Raw genomic sequence first — 15,189 nt, forward strand, 5'->3', positions numbered from 1 at the left:
CCTTTTCACAGTCCTTGCACTTAAGAGTTTTGTCCTGAAACGCCATTAATGAAATCCCCTCACCTTATGAATTTAAAAACCACTGCTTAGCCGACCTGGTCTTTGACCCCACACTCGCCTGCAGGAAGGGTCGCTACTAGGAATTCAATCCCCTCACTACTACCTCTCTCGATCTACCAATATTATGTAACTCTAGTTTTTTGGACCGGCAGGACTTACATCTAAGCCGCACCATGCTCAAAGCCACTTTGGACTTCTTACGTGGGTCGTTTCGCCTGCGACTGGCATCGACTTTCAACCACAGACCTAAGCAAATTGGTTCTTATCTTAAATTATAGGATTCCACAAGAAAAAAAGCAAGCAGATATTTTCAGACGTTTGCATAAATTGGCCGGGGATGCAAAAACCATAAAAACGATAATTCGAAAAACGTTTTGCCTATACCCCTCATTTCAGGACCAAACTCCAGGCTATTTAATATCGTCAATATTGTAAGGACTATCTCCAACAAATCTGTCCGCTCCCTAAAAGCAATGAAGGGCAACATATAAGCAATCTGCTTTTCTTATTATTATCTATTTTATGAAAAAATTCAATATCTATGTCTATTTTTATATAACTGATGTCCTATAAAGCAGTACCTCCGCCGCAGGACATCAGTGGCTATGCGATAACTATCTTGCGGAAATACGGTCAGCCACTTTCTGCCAAGCATGTTTATCCAGGAAACTGCCTGGTACATTGTCCTCCATTTCTTTAAACATGCTGAAAGGTACGCTAAATGACAGCAAATCAGCATCAATAAGCGGGCGAACCGTAATATCTGTCATACCAACAACAGCCTTGGGACGTTCCTGCGAAGCTTCATTCCAGGGCAGCAGGCATGTCGTCTGGCAACCTGAACCAAAGAGGATAATTACATTGTCATTTCCCGGACGTCCATAATTGGCCAATACGACCAGTGCCGACAACTGGTCAGGGTTGACGTAGAACACAACAACCCGTGGTTCTTCCTCAATCACCTCAGAAAGCGGCTTAAACACAACGAATTGCTCAGCTATTTCGCGAATCGGCAAAGCCTCAACAAAACTGCTTGCCAACTCTGGTGTCTTTTTATATGCCTCGCCTTCCCGATAGCCTTCTTTGCCTGTTGACAGAAAGTACTCAATACCTCCAGGAAATTTTTCATACATATTGCCGAATCCTAAACCGACACCGCCACCTAAACAACCAAACGTGCTGCGGCTAAATACAGCCTGCCGCCCTTTAGCAGCAGCCGTTAACATGGCAACGGCACACCCCCAGCGCCCTTCGGTAAACTCCAGCGCATCAGCGGGTTTTTCATTAGTAAATAGTATCGCTATGGGAGAGTATCTCAGTTTTAACCGCTCTGCAATCACACTACGCATAGTAATCCCTCCTTTGATTTCGTTAGAATTTTCAATATATTTATTAGCGATTCACCACTGCTTCTCCTGCTATTACTGTTGTAGCCGAATACTATTGTCTTCCATCTTTCATCCAAATCAGGCATAATATAGCCTATCAGAGTAACATAAAACGGACTTCGCCCGCATAGTCGTCCTTAGGCATACTAATATATGCGGCAAGCAGCCTTACTACAAGTTACGTATTGGCTTAAAAGCAGGAGGCAATATAAAAATGAATGATACCAACAAAATCGGACAAGTTTGGAACCAAAAAGACGCGTTGGAGCAAACCTTCCTCGCAGGCCTGCACGGCGGGCCGGAAATCAAGAAAGAAGAAAAACAGGCTTATTTAGGCGTATTCAGGGAGCAGGTTATCGCCTTCCTTACGCAAGAACAGGTAAAAGAAGCTGCCATATATCCGGAAATCAGCGAAGCCATGAAACATGATAAATTTCAGAAATTGCTTATCAACAGCCGGCTAGATGCTCATTATACAAATAAATATCAAATATTAGCCAGAAAACATCAGAAAGCTTACACTATGGTTTCGGATTCTGGCTACGCCCAGGCGGCAGGCCTCGTCGTAGCTAGCAGCGAAGCCGTCAATATCGAAAATATCGCTATTAGCAATCGTCAGCTACGACTGAAAAAGCTGGGAGCTTCTGAAAAGCTAATTGCCAGTGCAGGTAAAAAAATTTGCGAACATTGTCTAAAAAATATTCTAGCCATTGACCCGCGTGAAGTCATAAACTATTCAGAGCTTACCTGGCTGGACCGACTTATGGGTGAACGCTGCCCGGTTCATGAGGATTAGCTGCTAAAAAGTATCCGGCAGAGTATCGCATGATTGAGGAACTGGCTGGGACATAATCCTGTCAGTTCTTTTAATTTTTCTAAGCGGAAAACCATAGTATTGCGGTGAATAAATAACGCTTTAGCAGCAGATGATATGTTCATATTATTGTCTAACAAGGCATTGACGGTATTTCGCATGTCATATTTACAGTCAAGCTTTGTCAGGATGATTTCTTTTAATTTTTTCAACGCTAAACATGATTCGATAGCTCCCGACTTTTGGATTACATAAGCGACAAGTATATCAAAATCATAAATGGAAGTTACCGCTGCACCCATCGGTTTATGTTTTTTTGCAAATATCGCTTCTTTGTAAGATTCATGAAGTTCTGCCGGCAAACATGTACAACTGCCTAATCCGATACGTAACCCTTGATACCCATGTCCGCCGTCAAGCAAGGTAAGTATTTCTAAGCCCCATTGATAAAACTCGTCCTGACCGGCATCTTCCGGGAAGTATTTGAGAATAATTAACTCATCATCCAAAATAATGAACATGTCACGCGCATCAATGAGTGTAGAGTTATCCAATAGTTGGGTGAGTGTTTCCCTGGTTCGAAAAGTCACCAAATCATGCACTCCATAGTGGTTACGTGCATCCTGGATAATGGGACCAATCGAAGCAACGGCAACCAGCCGCGGCAAATCTAGCTTAAAACGCAGTAATTTGGCAGTTTGCAGTACCGGGTTTTCCTGATAACCATCAGACAGTACATATTGCATAAATTGTTCTTTGAGCTGTAGATTGGCTCTGAACTCTTCGACAAGAGTTTCCCGCTCTAAAATGAGTTCTGTGACCATTTTTACCAGTCTTGCAGTATTTCTCACCATATCGGGATGACCGGAAACCCCTACCACCCCAACTACTTGGTTCCCCAGGATAATGGGCCAGTTTAAGCCTGGCAATACCCCTGAATAGCGCTCCACATCTTCGGGAAAGATCTCAACAACCTCCCCTGTGCGGATCACTTCCATAGCTCCTTGGTGATAGGTATTAAGCCTATCCTTTTGTCCTGAGCCAACAATAACCCCTGCATTGTCCATAATATTTATATTCTGCTGCACCAGAGGCATGATGTTATCTACAATCTGCTGTGCTAATTCGGCAGTAATGATCATAATGCTCCCACCTTACGTTACTGTTGATATCATATTATAAATACTGATAATTGATGGCATTATCTTGCACTTTTATTGTGCAAAGTAACTAATTTTCACAGTTTTACTGCCTACAATGTTAGTCAGTGGCAATAATTGAAATAGTTTAGAATTATCAGTACAATAAACATATATAGTTCTTTTTAGTGAGGATGTGATGCTTGATGCGTATTGTCGTAGCTCCCGATTCCTATAAAGGCAGCCTGTCAGCAGTAGCGGTAGCCACTGCCATGGAACAGGGAATCCTTGCGGTTTTCCCGCAAGCCGAAGTGTATAAAGTACCGATTGCTGATGGTGGTGAAGGAACCGTAGAAGCCCTGGTTACAGCCACCAACGGACGGATCATTCACCAAGAAGTCATCGGACCTTTAGGTGAACCTGTCGAAGCCTTTTGGGGATTGTTAGGTGACGGAGAAACGGCAGTCATTGAAATGGCAGCTGCCTCAGGTCTACCCTTGGTTCCCAAGGATAAACGCGACCCACGCATCACCACTACTTTTGGTACAGGCCAACTGATAAAAGCAGCCCTAGAACAAGGTATCAGAAGATTAATTATCGGTATTGGCGGTAGTGCCACCAATGATGGTGGCGCTGGTATGGCCCAGGCTTTGGGCGTTAGATTTCTCGATGCTGCCGGCCAGGAACTCCCGTATGGTGGCGCTGCCCTTGCCAGCTTAGCGACCATTGACCTTTCCGGACTGGACCCAAGAGTACATGAGGCCTCGATCCTGGTGGCTTGCGATGTGGACAATCCACTGTGTGGACCTAGAGGCGCATCGGCTGTATATGGACCACAAAAAGGAGCTACACCGGCGATGGTAGCCGAATTGGATGCTGCCCTTAACCAGTTTGCCAGTGTTGCCAGAGCAGCTACTGGCAAGGACATAGCTGAATTGCCGGGAGCAGGTGCTGCCGGAGGATTGGGTGCCGGTCTGCTATATTTCACCAACGCTCAACTTAAGCCCGGAGTAGAAATCGTACTGGAGACTACCGGCTTTGAAAACATGGTTAAAGACGCAACATTAGTGATTACCGGTGAAGGTAATACCGATTTTCAAACCGCTTTTGGCAAAGCTCCTGTAGGAGTAGCCAAAATCGCCCAACGCTATGGCGTTCCTACGGTTTGCTTGTCAGGCGGTTTAGGCAAAGACCACGAGCAGGTGTTAGCACACGGTATTGACGGGGTAATGAGCATTGTCCCCCATCCGATGTCACTTGACGAATGCGTAAGTTCGGCTGCTACACTTGTACAAGCGGCAACAGCCAGAATGTGCCGTCTGTTACGCATTGGCAACAACATGAACTGCAGATAAGCAGGATATAAAACCTTGCAGGTAACCAAAGGGTCAACCGATTATCATTGGTTGACCCTTTTTTCCTGGCACTATTAACGTAAATGCTTCTCTAAAAAATCAACAATACTTTTGGCAGTTGGCGGACAGCCCGGTACATAATGAGCACACTGACGCAAACACTGGCCTATGCCTAATCCGTTGACAGCTTGCCCCTGATACCCTTGCCCGATACAAACAGGCTGTTTGAGCAAATGAAGAGTACCATGATCATCCAGCCGCTGCAATGCATGAATCAGACTGCCATAACAAGCAGAGCACGCTTCTTTGGCTATGACCTTTTGCGCCAATTTCTTGGCACGGTTGGATGGCCTAAACTGGCTTTTATGTTTATGTTCGGTATTATGTTCGATGATCTGGGCCCCGGCTAAATCGGCAGAACCTACACCGATACGCTCGGCAATACGAATATACTCAATATCTTCCGGCGAATACCCCAGCAGCCAGGCAGCATAGGCATCAAGCAAAACTGGATCGCGTCCGGCAAAGATTCTATCCATCTGTACCGGATTGCCACCCTCTTCAAACGTAAGATCACCGGCTATGGCATCAACAATGGTTATTCCTGGCGTAAGTGCTTTGCCTAAATAAGCAATGGGTTTCATTAGGCCCAATTTATGAAATCGCCGTTTTTCACTGTCAGGAATACAGCCTTTTAGATTTTTCAATGCACAAGTCAGCATGGTCTGGCAATGAGCCTTAAGTACAGGTACATTGATCAGAAAATCCGCTGCCAGCGGCCGCTTACAGACCTTAAGTTCAAGTTCCTCAACCTGTTGGATCAGGTAATCATCTTCTTTTAAATCATATAACGCCACACCATATTGTTGGGCAATTGCTGTATAGCCACAAACCCTAAATGCGCGTTTGGTATCATCACCTACCCAGGACCCTTCCATAATGCTGATATTCTTTATGCCATTGGCCTGCAAATACTCGATAATACCTTCAATAATGGCCGGAGTGGTGGTTGCCCCCTGACTGGCCTCCTTGGCAACCACCAAGTTCGGTTTAATCGCCACATGCATTTGACTATGCAATTCTCTCGCCAGTTCTATTGTAGTCAGCAACTCTTTTACCATCTGCCGGTAATTGGTACCATATATTACATGAATCTCCTGTTTCCTCATACGTTTATCCCCTTTACTTCCCTATCTTCTTACTTTCAGCCCATCCCTTCGTCCGCTATGGTAACACGGTTTGACCCCAGTAGTATGCAAAGAATAATCCTATAACAAAGTATATCAGGCAAAATCGCCAATTCCAACGTATGGCTACCTCCTCGGCTTTACCATCAATCATTTTTGCCAATGTCAGAATAAGGCCGGCAAACGGTGAAACCATATAGGAAATAGAGCCGCCCACAGCAAGACACAGTGCCAAAGTCAGCGAAGTAACCGGCAATGACAGCAATGTAAGGATTTTGCCAAACATGACAATCGTCATGAACGGGTGGAGCCCCAGCACTGCGGCAATGATAATAATAAGCGGTATCAAAGCCACAGTAAACAGCCCCAGGGCGCCAGCAACTTGCTGTAAGCCAGCTTGCAGCATGACCATAAAGCCAGAGTGTTCCAAAGCAGTAGAGAAAATCCCCATAGCAATAAAGAAAGGTGCCAGGTCGGCGGTTTTAAGAACGCCTTCCTGCCAGTAACTCATGACTGCCGCCTTGATATTCAATCCGCGACTAAGCCAACAAAGCCAGACCACAATAACAATAAACCCGGACAGTATAATGCGGTTATACGTGGCCCCCATATGCAGCCTATCAAACAGCAGAGTAAGTGATATCAGGCCAATAACGACTAAGAAAATATGAATCATTCTGCGTCCAGCCTGTTTATCACCAACCTTATCTTGTACTTTAGATATAACTGACTGTTCCGTATGTGGTTTCAGATAATGTTTGGATTCAAGCAAATACGAGATAACTATGCCAATCAGACTTAATACCATGCCAGGCACAAATACGGCAGACCAGTTTACGCCAGTAGCCTGAATCACTAGAAACAGATTAATGGCCCCAGGAGCCCATAAAGATGCGAGTGCATAGCCGCGTGAAATCGCCGCCGACATAAATCGCTTATAATTAGTCACCGAATGTTTCAGGGTATGTTCCATAAGCGATACCATGATCGGAATGGCACCAAACATTAAAAAGCTGGTAAAAACGTGAGTAGCTGCAGTAGTAAAGAGGAAAAGGGGGCCTTCCCCTTTGAAAGATTTATTCACCCAATATTGTATCGAGGTATGATATTCACCTATTTTTATCGGAATCGAAAAGGTCTGCATCACTACAAGGATAGCAATCACATTGGTCATGGAATTAACTGCCGTAAGCCAAACTGGCAGTGGCTGTGCAGCATAAAGCAGCAGCCCCACTCCAATACTCAAAAAGGTCAGCGTTGCTTTAAAAAAACCTTTCCCCATTATCGTCATACCGGAAACAAGTACAACAACGGCTGCCATACCTATCGGTACGGCTATGTCAAGATTGACAAAAGGTTTTATCAGGTGCAGACCAGCTAACACTAAAAGGCCAATTTTGCAAAATTGTTTCATTGTCTTCTCCTGCCTGGAGCACTCATGCTTAGCGTAGGCGTAGTAGAACTGAGGTCGTCAGATCCATCATGCGCTAGTTTGTAGCACTGCCATACACGCTTTGGTTTAGCTAAGCTTGAGTAAATTAAGTCCTACCTCTTTATCAAAAGTGCGCTCTACCTGCCCATCCATCACGTCAATCATGACTTCTGCCGTAGCGCCGACCCAACCGGCATTCAGATGACCGCCATAAGCATTATACGTTTCATCGGTAATGACAATGTGTACATGTACGTATATTTCGCCGTTCATCTGCGACACATTGCCTGTAAGACTAGCAATTTCCATAGAACCGGTTAAGGTTGTCGATTTATACTTTTGCGTATCCTGAATAAAAATCCCGATATTGGCTTTATGTAATGCGCCAATACCACTGACTGACGCCAATTGTATTGAATGATCTGTACAAAAACTTTTAATGGTGCTAACTAGCTCCTCACCCTTATCAACTCTAACAATATACTTTGAACCAAAACGGGCATATTTCATAACAGCCCCTCCCCTGTGTTATCTATAAAATCAACAACCCACTTTACTTATCTTAGACTAACCTTCTTTATTCACAAAGCCGATATCAGGCAGGTTACCATTAGCATCAAAAACCCACTCGCGGGGTTCAGTAAGTATGGTTATATCGGCACAAGCTTTTGCTTCTTCAAGCATGGATTCTGAAATATAAATTTCCTCAAGATGCAGCGAATTGGGAATACGCACCAAGCGAAGACGATTAAGATCAAGAACACCACAAGTTTTAATGGCTCCTTGAATCGCCAAACGGTCTGATTCCATGATTAGGGGTATCCGACCGGACCGAGTGCCTGTGGATGTCAGTACATTCGCGTAAGTATATTCAAAATTAATTTTATTAAATAATCGCCTGGTGGTTAAATCCGCCAATCCCATACCACAGCAATTGCCTTCACTATAGTCGCTAACATCAAGCACTACCAGTCTTTCCGGCGATTCTACCGCTGAGCGGGCATAGTCGGTAGAAGACCGGCCGATAGTATGAACATCCATCCCGCCGCCGGAAAATTCTTTTCCTATCTGATCGACAACCAAGACATCAATATGATTGAAGAGAATCTTAGGCAAGTTTGCCTTTGCTTCCACTAATAACGTTTTATCGGTTTCGATAATGTCTTGTGGCAAAACAACAACAAGTTTGGCAATCCGGTCATAGGCATTTTCTACTGTGCCAACAGCAAATAAGAAATTAGCTTTTGCCAATTTAATTTCCGCCATGGCCAGAACCTGCTCAGCCATGTGTTTGAAACCATAAGCATGACAAGCATCTGCTCCCTTTTGTTTGCCTAGACCAATGGCAATCATCTTACACAAACCGCTTTCTACCGGCCCACTAAACGCATTGTGTCCTTTGATGCGATTAATAACAACAATACCATCTGCTTCATAAGCATACTTATCTATTAATACCGGTAAACCACTACTTGGCACTGTGCCGAGCTCCACGGTCTCCATGGATGATAGAATTGGACAGCCAGTACTTTCTTCGGTAATCCCGAGATGGGCGAGCACGGCTTTCTGTCCTTCCGCCGTAGCCCCGCCATGACTCCCCATAGCCGGAACAATAAACGGCTGTGCTCCCAGCTTTTTTAGTTCTTCGACAACTACCCGGGCTATTAACGCGATATCGGCCATGCCACGGCTGCCGACTGCGATCGCAATCCGCATCCCAGGCTGAACTCGGGAGCAAATTTCTCTCCGGCCAATCTGTTCCCGCAGGGTTTGCGCAACATCTTGAATTTCTGCGGCTGGGAATTTCTGCCTAATTTTGACCATTTTGGGCAAAGCCACATCTTGCAGCATTTTCGTAATAATAGACATGTTAGCCACCACCTTGAAAGTTATTTACAAATAAAGGTCGCTGCTCACCAGGCTACTACAACCTTGTGAGATAAGCGACCTTAGAACTTACTTGAGCAGCCCCATCCCAATAAGCACTTGGCGAAGTTTTTCGCGTTCTTCGATTGTCATCGGACCTACTGGATCCATACAAGGTCCGACATCGATGCCCAGCATTGCCAGCGATTCTTTGATAACTGCCGGGAAGGTACCGATACCAAATGCAATACGCAGCGGAGCTAATCTAAACTGTGCTTCTAGCGAGCCTTTAAGATCACCGGCCATAAACTTATCATAAATATCCGCACAAATTCTCGGCGCCACATTGGCGCAAGAAGCAATGGAACCGGCTGCACCATAGCAGAGCGCTCCATAAATCAGGGTGTCACGTCCCATAAGGACATTAAAATTCTCACAGCCCTGAGTCAAACGGATGTATTCAGCAGTAAGAGTAAGATCACCACTAGAATCCTTAATGCTAACAATATTAGGGATCTCAGCCAATTTGGCTACCGTGGCTGCCGCGAGATTCACACCGGTTTTAGGTGGATTGTTATATAGTATTACTGGCAGTGAAGTATTGGCAGCAATCGTTTGATAATGTTTATATAACTGATCCTGATTAGGAGTAATAAACATGGGCGTCAAGACTGACACAGCGTCTACCTTACATTCTTCAGCCAATTGCGTTAACATAACACTTTCACGGGTAGTAATTCCGTTTGTACCAGCATAAATCGGAACCCGGCCTTTGGTTTCATCGATGGTTACCTGGAAGATCTCCTTTTTTTCTTCTGGGGTGAGGCCGTAAAATTCACCTGTAGTTCCGGTTATAAATAGGCCGTGAATACCACCATCAATCAGGTGGTTAATTAATTTGCGCATTGCCTTTTCATTAAACTTACCTTCCGGGGTGAGCGGAGTTACCACTGCGGGAATAATTCCATGGGGTTTCATCATCATTTGCTATTCCTCCATTGTGTCATTTTGCTGTTCCTGTGTTCTAGAAAAACATCAAATCACATGAGACCAGGTATGCCCACATAGACATAAATGATTTCATATTTTTCTAGAACCAAAGATAGTTGCAGCAGGTCAGGTCTGCCTGACCTGCTGCAATGCTGCTGTTGTTATGGGACTATTTATCCAAACCGGTAGCTTTGATCAGTTTGGCATAATCATCACTAGCTTCTTTCAGGTTCTTAGTGAATTCTTCTGGTCCAAGATACATAATAGGTTGCATCATATCAGTCATAGCTTTTTTGAATTCAGGGTCTTCGGAAATTTTCTTAAATATGCCGTCATAGTATTCAACAATTTCTTTCGGAGTATCTTTCGGCAGAGCTATACCTTTAATGGAACCCCAAGTGTAGAAGTCAATGCCTTGTTCTTTCAAGGTCGGAACATTAGGCAATGCAGGATCGCGTTCTAATGTAGCAATACCAAGAGCTTTTACCCGACCGGCTTTAATTTGCGCCATAGCTTCACAAGGATGTGAACCACCGATATCGGTTTGGTTGCCCATCAAAGAAGTCAATGCCTGTGAGCCACCGGAATGAGGAATTGGGGTAATGTTGATACCAGTTGCTTGCGCCAAACCGCGCATTACCAAGTCAACAGCACCGGCTTTTACGGATACAGCAGCAGTAATTGGCCTGTTTTCTTTTTTCGCATAGTCAACTACGTCTTTAACCGAATTAAACGGCGAATCGGCTGGAGCAAGCACTACTACGGTGTGTACCGACATCCGCGAAACAACAGTTAAGTCTTTAGCATAGTTATATTCTACCTTTTGAATATGAGGCATTACTAAGTCATGGCCTGAACCAAGTCCCATGAGCAAAGTGTAACCGTCAGGCTTGCTGCGAGATACATAGGTAGAACCGACTACCCCGCCACCACCAGGCTTGTTAACGATTTGCAACGGTTGAGGGCAATATTTTAACCAAACTTTTTCGATAGCACGCGCAAGCATATCCGTAGATCCACCCGCAGCCATCGGTACAACCATCGTTATTGGTTGTTCTGGTTTGAAGGCCGCCTTCTTGCTGGCCTCCTTAGCATCCGGTGCCTTGCCGCATCCGGCCAGGCTGAGCATAGCTACGGCTAACAAGCCGCCAACTACAGCCTTCCATTTGCTTTTTCTGATTTTACTAAACATGTTTTTCCCCCTTTTAATTATTTGCTCCATCAAAGAAACAGCTTTACTTCTCTACAACACATGCAGCGGCTTTGTTTCTGTTTTTAAACGCTACGTAAAGTTGTCCGAGAATAATTAAGGCGAAAACCCCCATCAATGTGCCGGAAATCGGCCGGGAAACAAAGATAGACATATCACCGGCAGACATCAGAAGAGATTGACGTAGAGCGTTTTCTATGAGCGGAGCAAGAATAAACGCCATAACCATAGGACCAGGATCAAAACAGAGTTTTCTCAGGATATATCCGAGAATTCCGAACAGAATGAACATATACACATTAAACATGTCATTCTCTAGACTATAACAGCCTACCACAGTAAACATCACAATGATTGGCCCTAAAATACCAAACGGAACTTTGATTAACCGTACCCATAACCCAACTAACGGCAAATTCAATATAAGCAGAATGACATTTCCCACATACATAGAAGAGATAACTCCCCAGAAGACATCAGGGTGTTCGGAAATCAAAAACGGCCCCGGGGTAATGCCTTGCACTAACAAGGCTGCAAAAATCATGGCAATAGATGCGTTACAGGGAATACCAAGGGTTAGCAGTGGGATAAACGAAGAACTGGATGCTGCATTGTTCGCCGATTCAGGACCGGCGACACCGGCAATGGCTCCTTTGCCAAATTGTTCTGGATTTTTAGATAATTGTTTTTCCACCGCATATGAGGTCAGGGATGACACTACGGCACCACCGCCAGGAATAACCCCGGCAAAAAATCCGATGATTGAACCGCGGACGATCGCCCATTTAGACTCTGCCCATTCCTGAGCATTAGGAAAGAGCTTGCCAATTTTTTTGGTAACAAATTCAGCTCCACCCTTGCTTTCCAGAGTAATAAATACTTCACTTAAGCCGAATAACCCCATGGCTAAGGTTACGAAATCAAAGCCATTTGCCAGTGACAGAACACCAAATGTAAATCTTTCTTTACCTGAGATCGGGTCAATGCCAACATTGGCCAACAGGATTCCCATAAGGAGCATAATGGTGCCTTTGATGACTGATCCACCTGTTAAAAATACGGCTAACAACAGACCGATGAGCATCAGCGCAAAGTATTCCGGTGGACCAAACTGCAGTGCAAATTCTGCCAGTGGTGGCGCAACAAAGGTTAAACCAATAACCCCTACTGTACCGGCGATAAAGGAACCGATAGCCGCTATCGCCAACGCCGCACCGGCACGCCCATTTTTCGCCATTTCATATCCGTCAATCGCAGTAACAACCGACGCTGCCTCTCCCGGTATCTTAAGCAAAATCGAGGTTGTCGATCCGCCGTACATAGCTCCGTAAAATATCCCAGCTAAAAATATCAGTGCCGATGCCGGTGAACCCAGTGAGTAAACCAGCGGAAGCAGCAAAGAAATTGTGGCCGATGGGCCCAAACCAGGCAGTACGCCTACAGCCGTACCTAATAACGCACCTACAAAACAAAGCAGCAGGTTGGTGCCTGTCAACGCTATGGCAAAGCCGTCAATTAATCCTTGAAATATTTCCATAGTAAGCCACCTTTTTATCAGCTATTAATATTCTTTACGGCAATGGCACTCCCAGCAAATATGAAAACATTGCATACATAACCGCGGTGCCGACAATAGCGATGATACCCGTCTTTATCCAGGTCTCACGTTCAATCGCCTGTTGCCAACCAATCAGAAAAATCAGTGTAGATAATACATAACCAATATGTTCCATCAATGCTGCGTATACCGTAATTAAAATGACGGCGGTCAGGGGAGCTTGCCACTCCCCCTCACCCCATAACGGCGTCACACAGGTTTCTTGTCTCAGACAGGTTACAAACCAAAGTGCACTCAGAATTGCGATGCCTGAGCCACAAATAACCGGAAAGAAACCAGGGCCAGGTTCTTGAATTGTACCCATCGTTAACACAGAAACACCATAATACACTACGGCAATACCGAGCAAAAGCAAAATCAGCCCTGCTATTCGTTCGTGTTTTGTCATTTTCTGTCCGCCTTTTTACCTGAACTTAATCGAAACTACCGTTTTACTTCAATGTTAGCCAATTTTTCATAGTACCGGATCAGGCTGCCATGATCGTTATCACCCATACCATCCACTTTCAGGGCTTGCATCATTTCCATAACAGCGGCAGTAAGTGGCAGCGGTACGCCAACTTCATGCGAGGTTTCCAATACATTGGCAAGGTCTTTGATATGCAGGTTAATGCGGAAGCCTGGATCAAATTTGCGATCCATAACCAGCGGAGCCTTAGCATCAAGTACAGTGCTGCCAGCTAGGCCGCCACGGATGGCTTGGTAAACCAATTCTGGTTCCACACCAGCTTTAGTAGCCAGAACAAGCGCTTCGGACATGGCCGCAATATTAATAGCAACAATAATTTGGTTAGCTAATTTGGTTACATTACCAGCACCAATGTCACCAGTAAGAACAACAGATGCTGCCATAGCTTTCATAACATCATAGCATTTGTCAAATACTTCCTTCTTGCCGCCAACCATAACCGAGAGTGTGCCATCAATAGCTTTAGGCTCACCGCCGCTTACTGGCGCATCCAGCATCTCAATACCTTTAGCGGCAAGTTTTTCTGCAATTTCACGGCTAACCAGCGGAGCAATCGAACTCATATCAATGACAACAGCACCTGGTTTAGCGCCTTCAATGACACCGTTTTCACCCAATACTACGGCTTTTACATGCGGGGAGTTAGGCAACATGGTGATAATAATGTCAGTTTGTTCGGCTACAGCTTTCGGCGTAGGAGCAGCCGTTGCCCCAGCGGCAACAACCTCATCTACAGCCTTTTGGTTGGTATCAAGCACTACCAGTTCATAGCCAGCCTTGATCAAATTTTTGCTCATGGGTTTACCCATAATACCTAATCCAATAAAACCAATCTTCATGTTTACATAACCTCCGTCATTTATTTTATTCTCTAGGAATGTTCCTATATCCTTTTATAAAACATTCCTGCAATCAGCAAGCTTAGCGCACCAAGCAAGGACGTTTATTATCAAATTTCCAGCCTGGTATCAGATATTGCATAGCTATCGAATCATCACGGGCACCTAACCCCATCTTAATGTACAATGCATGAGCCTTTTCTACTTGCTCCATATCGATTTCGATACCGAGACCGGGTTTATCAGGAACTGTAACCATGCCGTTTTCAATTTTAAGCGGTTCTTTGGTCAGGCGTTGACCATCCTGCCAGATCCAGTGGGTATCAAGGGCGGTAATCTTTCCAGGTGCCGCAGCCCCTACGTGAGTGAACATCGCTAAAGAAATATCAAAGTGGTTGTTAGAATGAGATCCCCAGGTAAGTCCCCATTCATGGCACATCTGTGCAACTCTTACAGAACCCTGCATTGTCCAGAAATGAGGATCAGCCAGTGGAATGTCTACTGAATGCAACTGAATGGTATGCCCCATTTGCCGCCAATCGGTGGCAATCATATTCGTTGCGGTGGGTATGCCGGTGGCTCTACGGAACTCAGCCATAATCTCACGGCCTGAATAGCCATTTTCAGCACCGCATGGATCTTCCGCATACGCCAAAATGCCATGCATATTGCGGCAAAGCCGAATGGCATCTTCCAGCAGCCAACCGCCGTTCGGATCAAGTGTAATCCTGGCATTCGGAAAACGTTTGGCTAAAGCCGTAACTGCCTCAATTTCCTCTTCACCGCGGAGTACACCGCCTTTTAATTTAAAATCATTAAAAC

Annotated in this window: 14 protein-coding genes; 2 read left to right on the forward strand and 12 right to left on the reverse strand. The window is 45.0% G+C overall.

Features of this window, described 5'->3' with window-relative positions:
* Positions 1 to 674: 674 nt before the first annotated feature.
* Positions 675 to 1,409 carry a DUF169 domain-containing protein gene (locus tag AC29Z1_RS04460; RefSeq protein WP_488270254.1) on the reverse strand — a complete coding sequence of 245 codons (735 nt, stop codon included), beginning with the start codon at positions 1,407 to 1,409 and terminating at the stop codon, positions 675 to 677.
* A 253-nt stretch (positions 1,410 to 1,662) separates the two neighbouring features.
* Between AC29Z1_RS04460 and AC29Z1_RS04465 the strand changes: the two genes are divergently transcribed.
* The gene (locus tag AC29Z1_RS04465) at positions 1,663 to 2,244 is read left to right on the forward strand and encodes a YueI family protein (RefSeq protein ID WP_488270255.1); all 582 of its coding nucleotides are present in this window, start codon (positions 1,663 to 1,665) and stop codon (positions 2,242 to 2,244) included.
* Here AC29Z1_RS04465 and AC29Z1_RS04470 read toward each other — a convergent pair.
* Positions 2,241 to 3,404, reverse strand: coding sequence for a CdaR family transcriptional regulator (locus AC29Z1_RS04470; protein ID WP_488270256.1), 1,164 nt, complete (start codon positions 3,402 to 3,404; stop codon positions 2,241 to 2,243). The two genes, AC29Z1_RS04465 and AC29Z1_RS04470, sit on opposite strands and share 4 nt — an antisense overlap.
* A 203-nt stretch (positions 3,405 to 3,607) precedes the next feature.
* On the opposite strand from AC29Z1_RS04470, the gene AC29Z1_RS04475 reads away from it, so the two are divergent.
* Entirely contained in the window at positions 3,608 to 4,756 is a 1,149-nt protein-coding gene (locus AC29Z1_RS04475; protein ID WP_488270257.1) for a glycerate kinase, read from the forward strand.
* Positions 4,757 to 4,830: 74 nt separating this feature from the next.
* On the opposite strand, the gene AC29Z1_RS04480 is transcribed toward AC29Z1_RS04475, so the two are convergent.
* The 10 genes from AC29Z1_RS04480 to AC29Z1_RS04525 form a co-directional block, all read right to left on the reverse strand.
* Positions 4,831 to 5,925: a DUF362 domain-containing protein gene (locus AC29Z1_RS04480; RefSeq protein ID WP_488270258.1), complete on the reverse strand. Its 1,095-nt coding sequence runs from the start codon at positions 5,923 to 5,925 to the stop codon at positions 4,831 to 4,833.
* A 55-nt stretch (positions 5,926 to 5,980) separates the two neighbouring features.
* Positions 5,981 to 7,357 carry a hypothetical protein gene (locus AC29Z1_RS04485; RefSeq protein WP_488270259.1) on the reverse strand — a complete coding sequence of 459 codons (1,377 nt, stop codon included), beginning with the start codon at positions 7,355 to 7,357 and terminating at the stop codon, positions 5,981 to 5,983.
* Between the two features lie 105 nt (positions 7,358 to 7,462).
* Positions 7,463 to 7,885: a PPC domain-containing DNA-binding protein gene (locus AC29Z1_RS04490; protein WP_488270260.1), complete on the reverse strand. Its 423-nt coding sequence runs from the start codon at positions 7,883 to 7,885 to the stop codon at positions 7,463 to 7,465.
* 57 nt (positions 7,886 to 7,942) lie between these two features.
* Positions 7,943 to 9,244, reverse strand: a complete 1,302-nt coding sequence (locus tag AC29Z1_RS04495; RefSeq protein ID WP_488270261.1) for a nickel pincer cofactor-dependent isomerase, group 22 — start codon at positions 9,242 to 9,244, stop codon at positions 7,943 to 7,945.
* Between the two features lie 87 nt (positions 9,245 to 9,331).
* A complete protein-coding gene (dapA, locus tag AC29Z1_RS04500; protein WP_488270262.1) occupies positions 9,332 to 10,225 on the reverse strand; it encodes a 4-hydroxy-tetrahydrodipicolinate synthase in 894 nt (297 codons plus the stop codon).
* 175 nt (positions 10,226 to 10,400) lie between these two features.
* The gene (locus AC29Z1_RS04505; RefSeq protein ID WP_488270263.1) at positions 10,401 to 11,423 is read right to left on the reverse strand and encodes a tripartite tricarboxylate transporter substrate binding protein; all 1,023 of its coding nucleotides are present in this window, start codon (positions 11,421 to 11,423) and stop codon (positions 10,401 to 10,403) included.
* Positions 11,424 to 11,466: 43 nt separating this feature from the next.
* Positions 11,467 to 12,978: a tripartite tricarboxylate transporter permease gene (locus AC29Z1_RS04510; protein WP_488270264.1), complete on the reverse strand. Its 1,512-nt coding sequence runs from the start codon at positions 12,976 to 12,978 to the stop codon at positions 11,467 to 11,469.
* Between the two features lie 34 nt (positions 12,979 to 13,012).
* Positions 13,013 to 13,447: a tripartite tricarboxylate transporter TctB family protein gene (locus tag AC29Z1_RS04515; RefSeq protein WP_488270265.1), complete on the reverse strand. Its 435-nt coding sequence runs from the start codon at positions 13,445 to 13,447 to the stop codon at positions 13,013 to 13,015.
* 35 nt (positions 13,448 to 13,482) lie between these two features.
* Positions 13,483 to 14,367, reverse strand: coding sequence for a 2-hydroxy-3-oxopropionate reductase (garR, locus tag AC29Z1_RS04520; RefSeq protein WP_488270266.1), 885 nt, complete (start codon positions 14,365 to 14,367; stop codon positions 13,483 to 13,485).
* A gap of 82 nt (positions 14,368 to 14,449) precedes the next feature.
* Positions 14,450 to 15,189: enolase C-terminal domain-like protein (locus AC29Z1_RS04525; RefSeq protein WP_488270267.1), on the reverse strand; the 740-nt coding region annotated here is incomplete at its 5' end.

Source organism: Sporomusa sp. (assembly GCF_057736855.1).

What these genes read in the sequence shown, in the direction of transcription:
- AC29Z1_RS04505 (WP_488270263.1), bottom strand. Translation starts at nt 11,423, where the DNA reads ATGTTTAGTAAAATCAGAAAAAGCAAATGGAAGGCTGTAGTTGGCGGC.
- AC29Z1_RS04490 (WP_488270260.1), bottom strand. Translation starts at nt 7,885, where the DNA reads ATGAAATATGCCCGTTTTGGTTCAAAGTATATTGTTAGAGTTGATAAG.
- AC29Z1_RS04470 (WP_488270256.1), bottom strand. Translation starts at nt 3,404, where the DNA reads ATGATCATTACTGCCGAATTAGCACAGCAGATTGTAGATAACATCATG.
- AC29Z1_RS04480 (WP_488270258.1), bottom strand. Translation starts at nt 5,925, where the DNA reads ATGAGGAAACAGGAGATTCATGTAATATATGGTACCAATTACCGGCAG.
- AC29Z1_RS04495 (WP_488270261.1), bottom strand. Translation starts at nt 9,244, where the DNA reads ATGTCTATTATTACGAAAATGCTGCAAGATGTGGCTTTGCCCAAAATG.
- dapA (WP_488270262.1), bottom strand. Translation starts at nt 10,225, where the DNA reads ATGATGATGAAACCCCATGGAATTATTCCCGCAGTGGTAACTCCGCTC.
- garR (WP_488270266.1), bottom strand. Translation starts at nt 14,367, where the DNA reads ATGAAGATTGGTTTTATTGGATTAGGTATTATGGGTAAACCCATGAGC.
- AC29Z1_RS04475 (WP_488270257.1), top strand. Translation starts at nt 3,608, where the DNA reads ATGCGTATTGTCGTAGCTCCCGATTCCTATAAAGGCAGCCTGTCAGCA.
- AC29Z1_RS04510 (WP_488270264.1), bottom strand. Translation starts at nt 12,978, where the DNA reads ATGGAAATATTTCAAGGATTAATTGACGGCTTTGCCATAGCGTTGACA.
- AC29Z1_RS04485 (WP_488270259.1), bottom strand. Translation starts at nt 7,357, where the DNA reads ATGAAACAATTTTGCAAAATTGGCCTTTTAGTGTTAGCTGGTCTGCAC.
- AC29Z1_RS04460 (WP_488270254.1), bottom strand. Translation starts at nt 1,409, where the DNA reads ATGCGTAGTGTGATTGCAGAGCGGTTAAAACTGAGATACTCTCCCATA.
- AC29Z1_RS04515 (WP_488270265.1), bottom strand. Translation starts at nt 13,447, where the DNA reads ATGACAAAACACGAACGAATAGCAGGGCTGATTTTGCTTTTGCTCGGT.
- AC29Z1_RS04465 (WP_488270255.1), top strand. Translation starts at nt 1,663, where the DNA reads ATGAATGATACCAACAAAATCGGACAAGTTTGGAACCAAAAAGACGCG.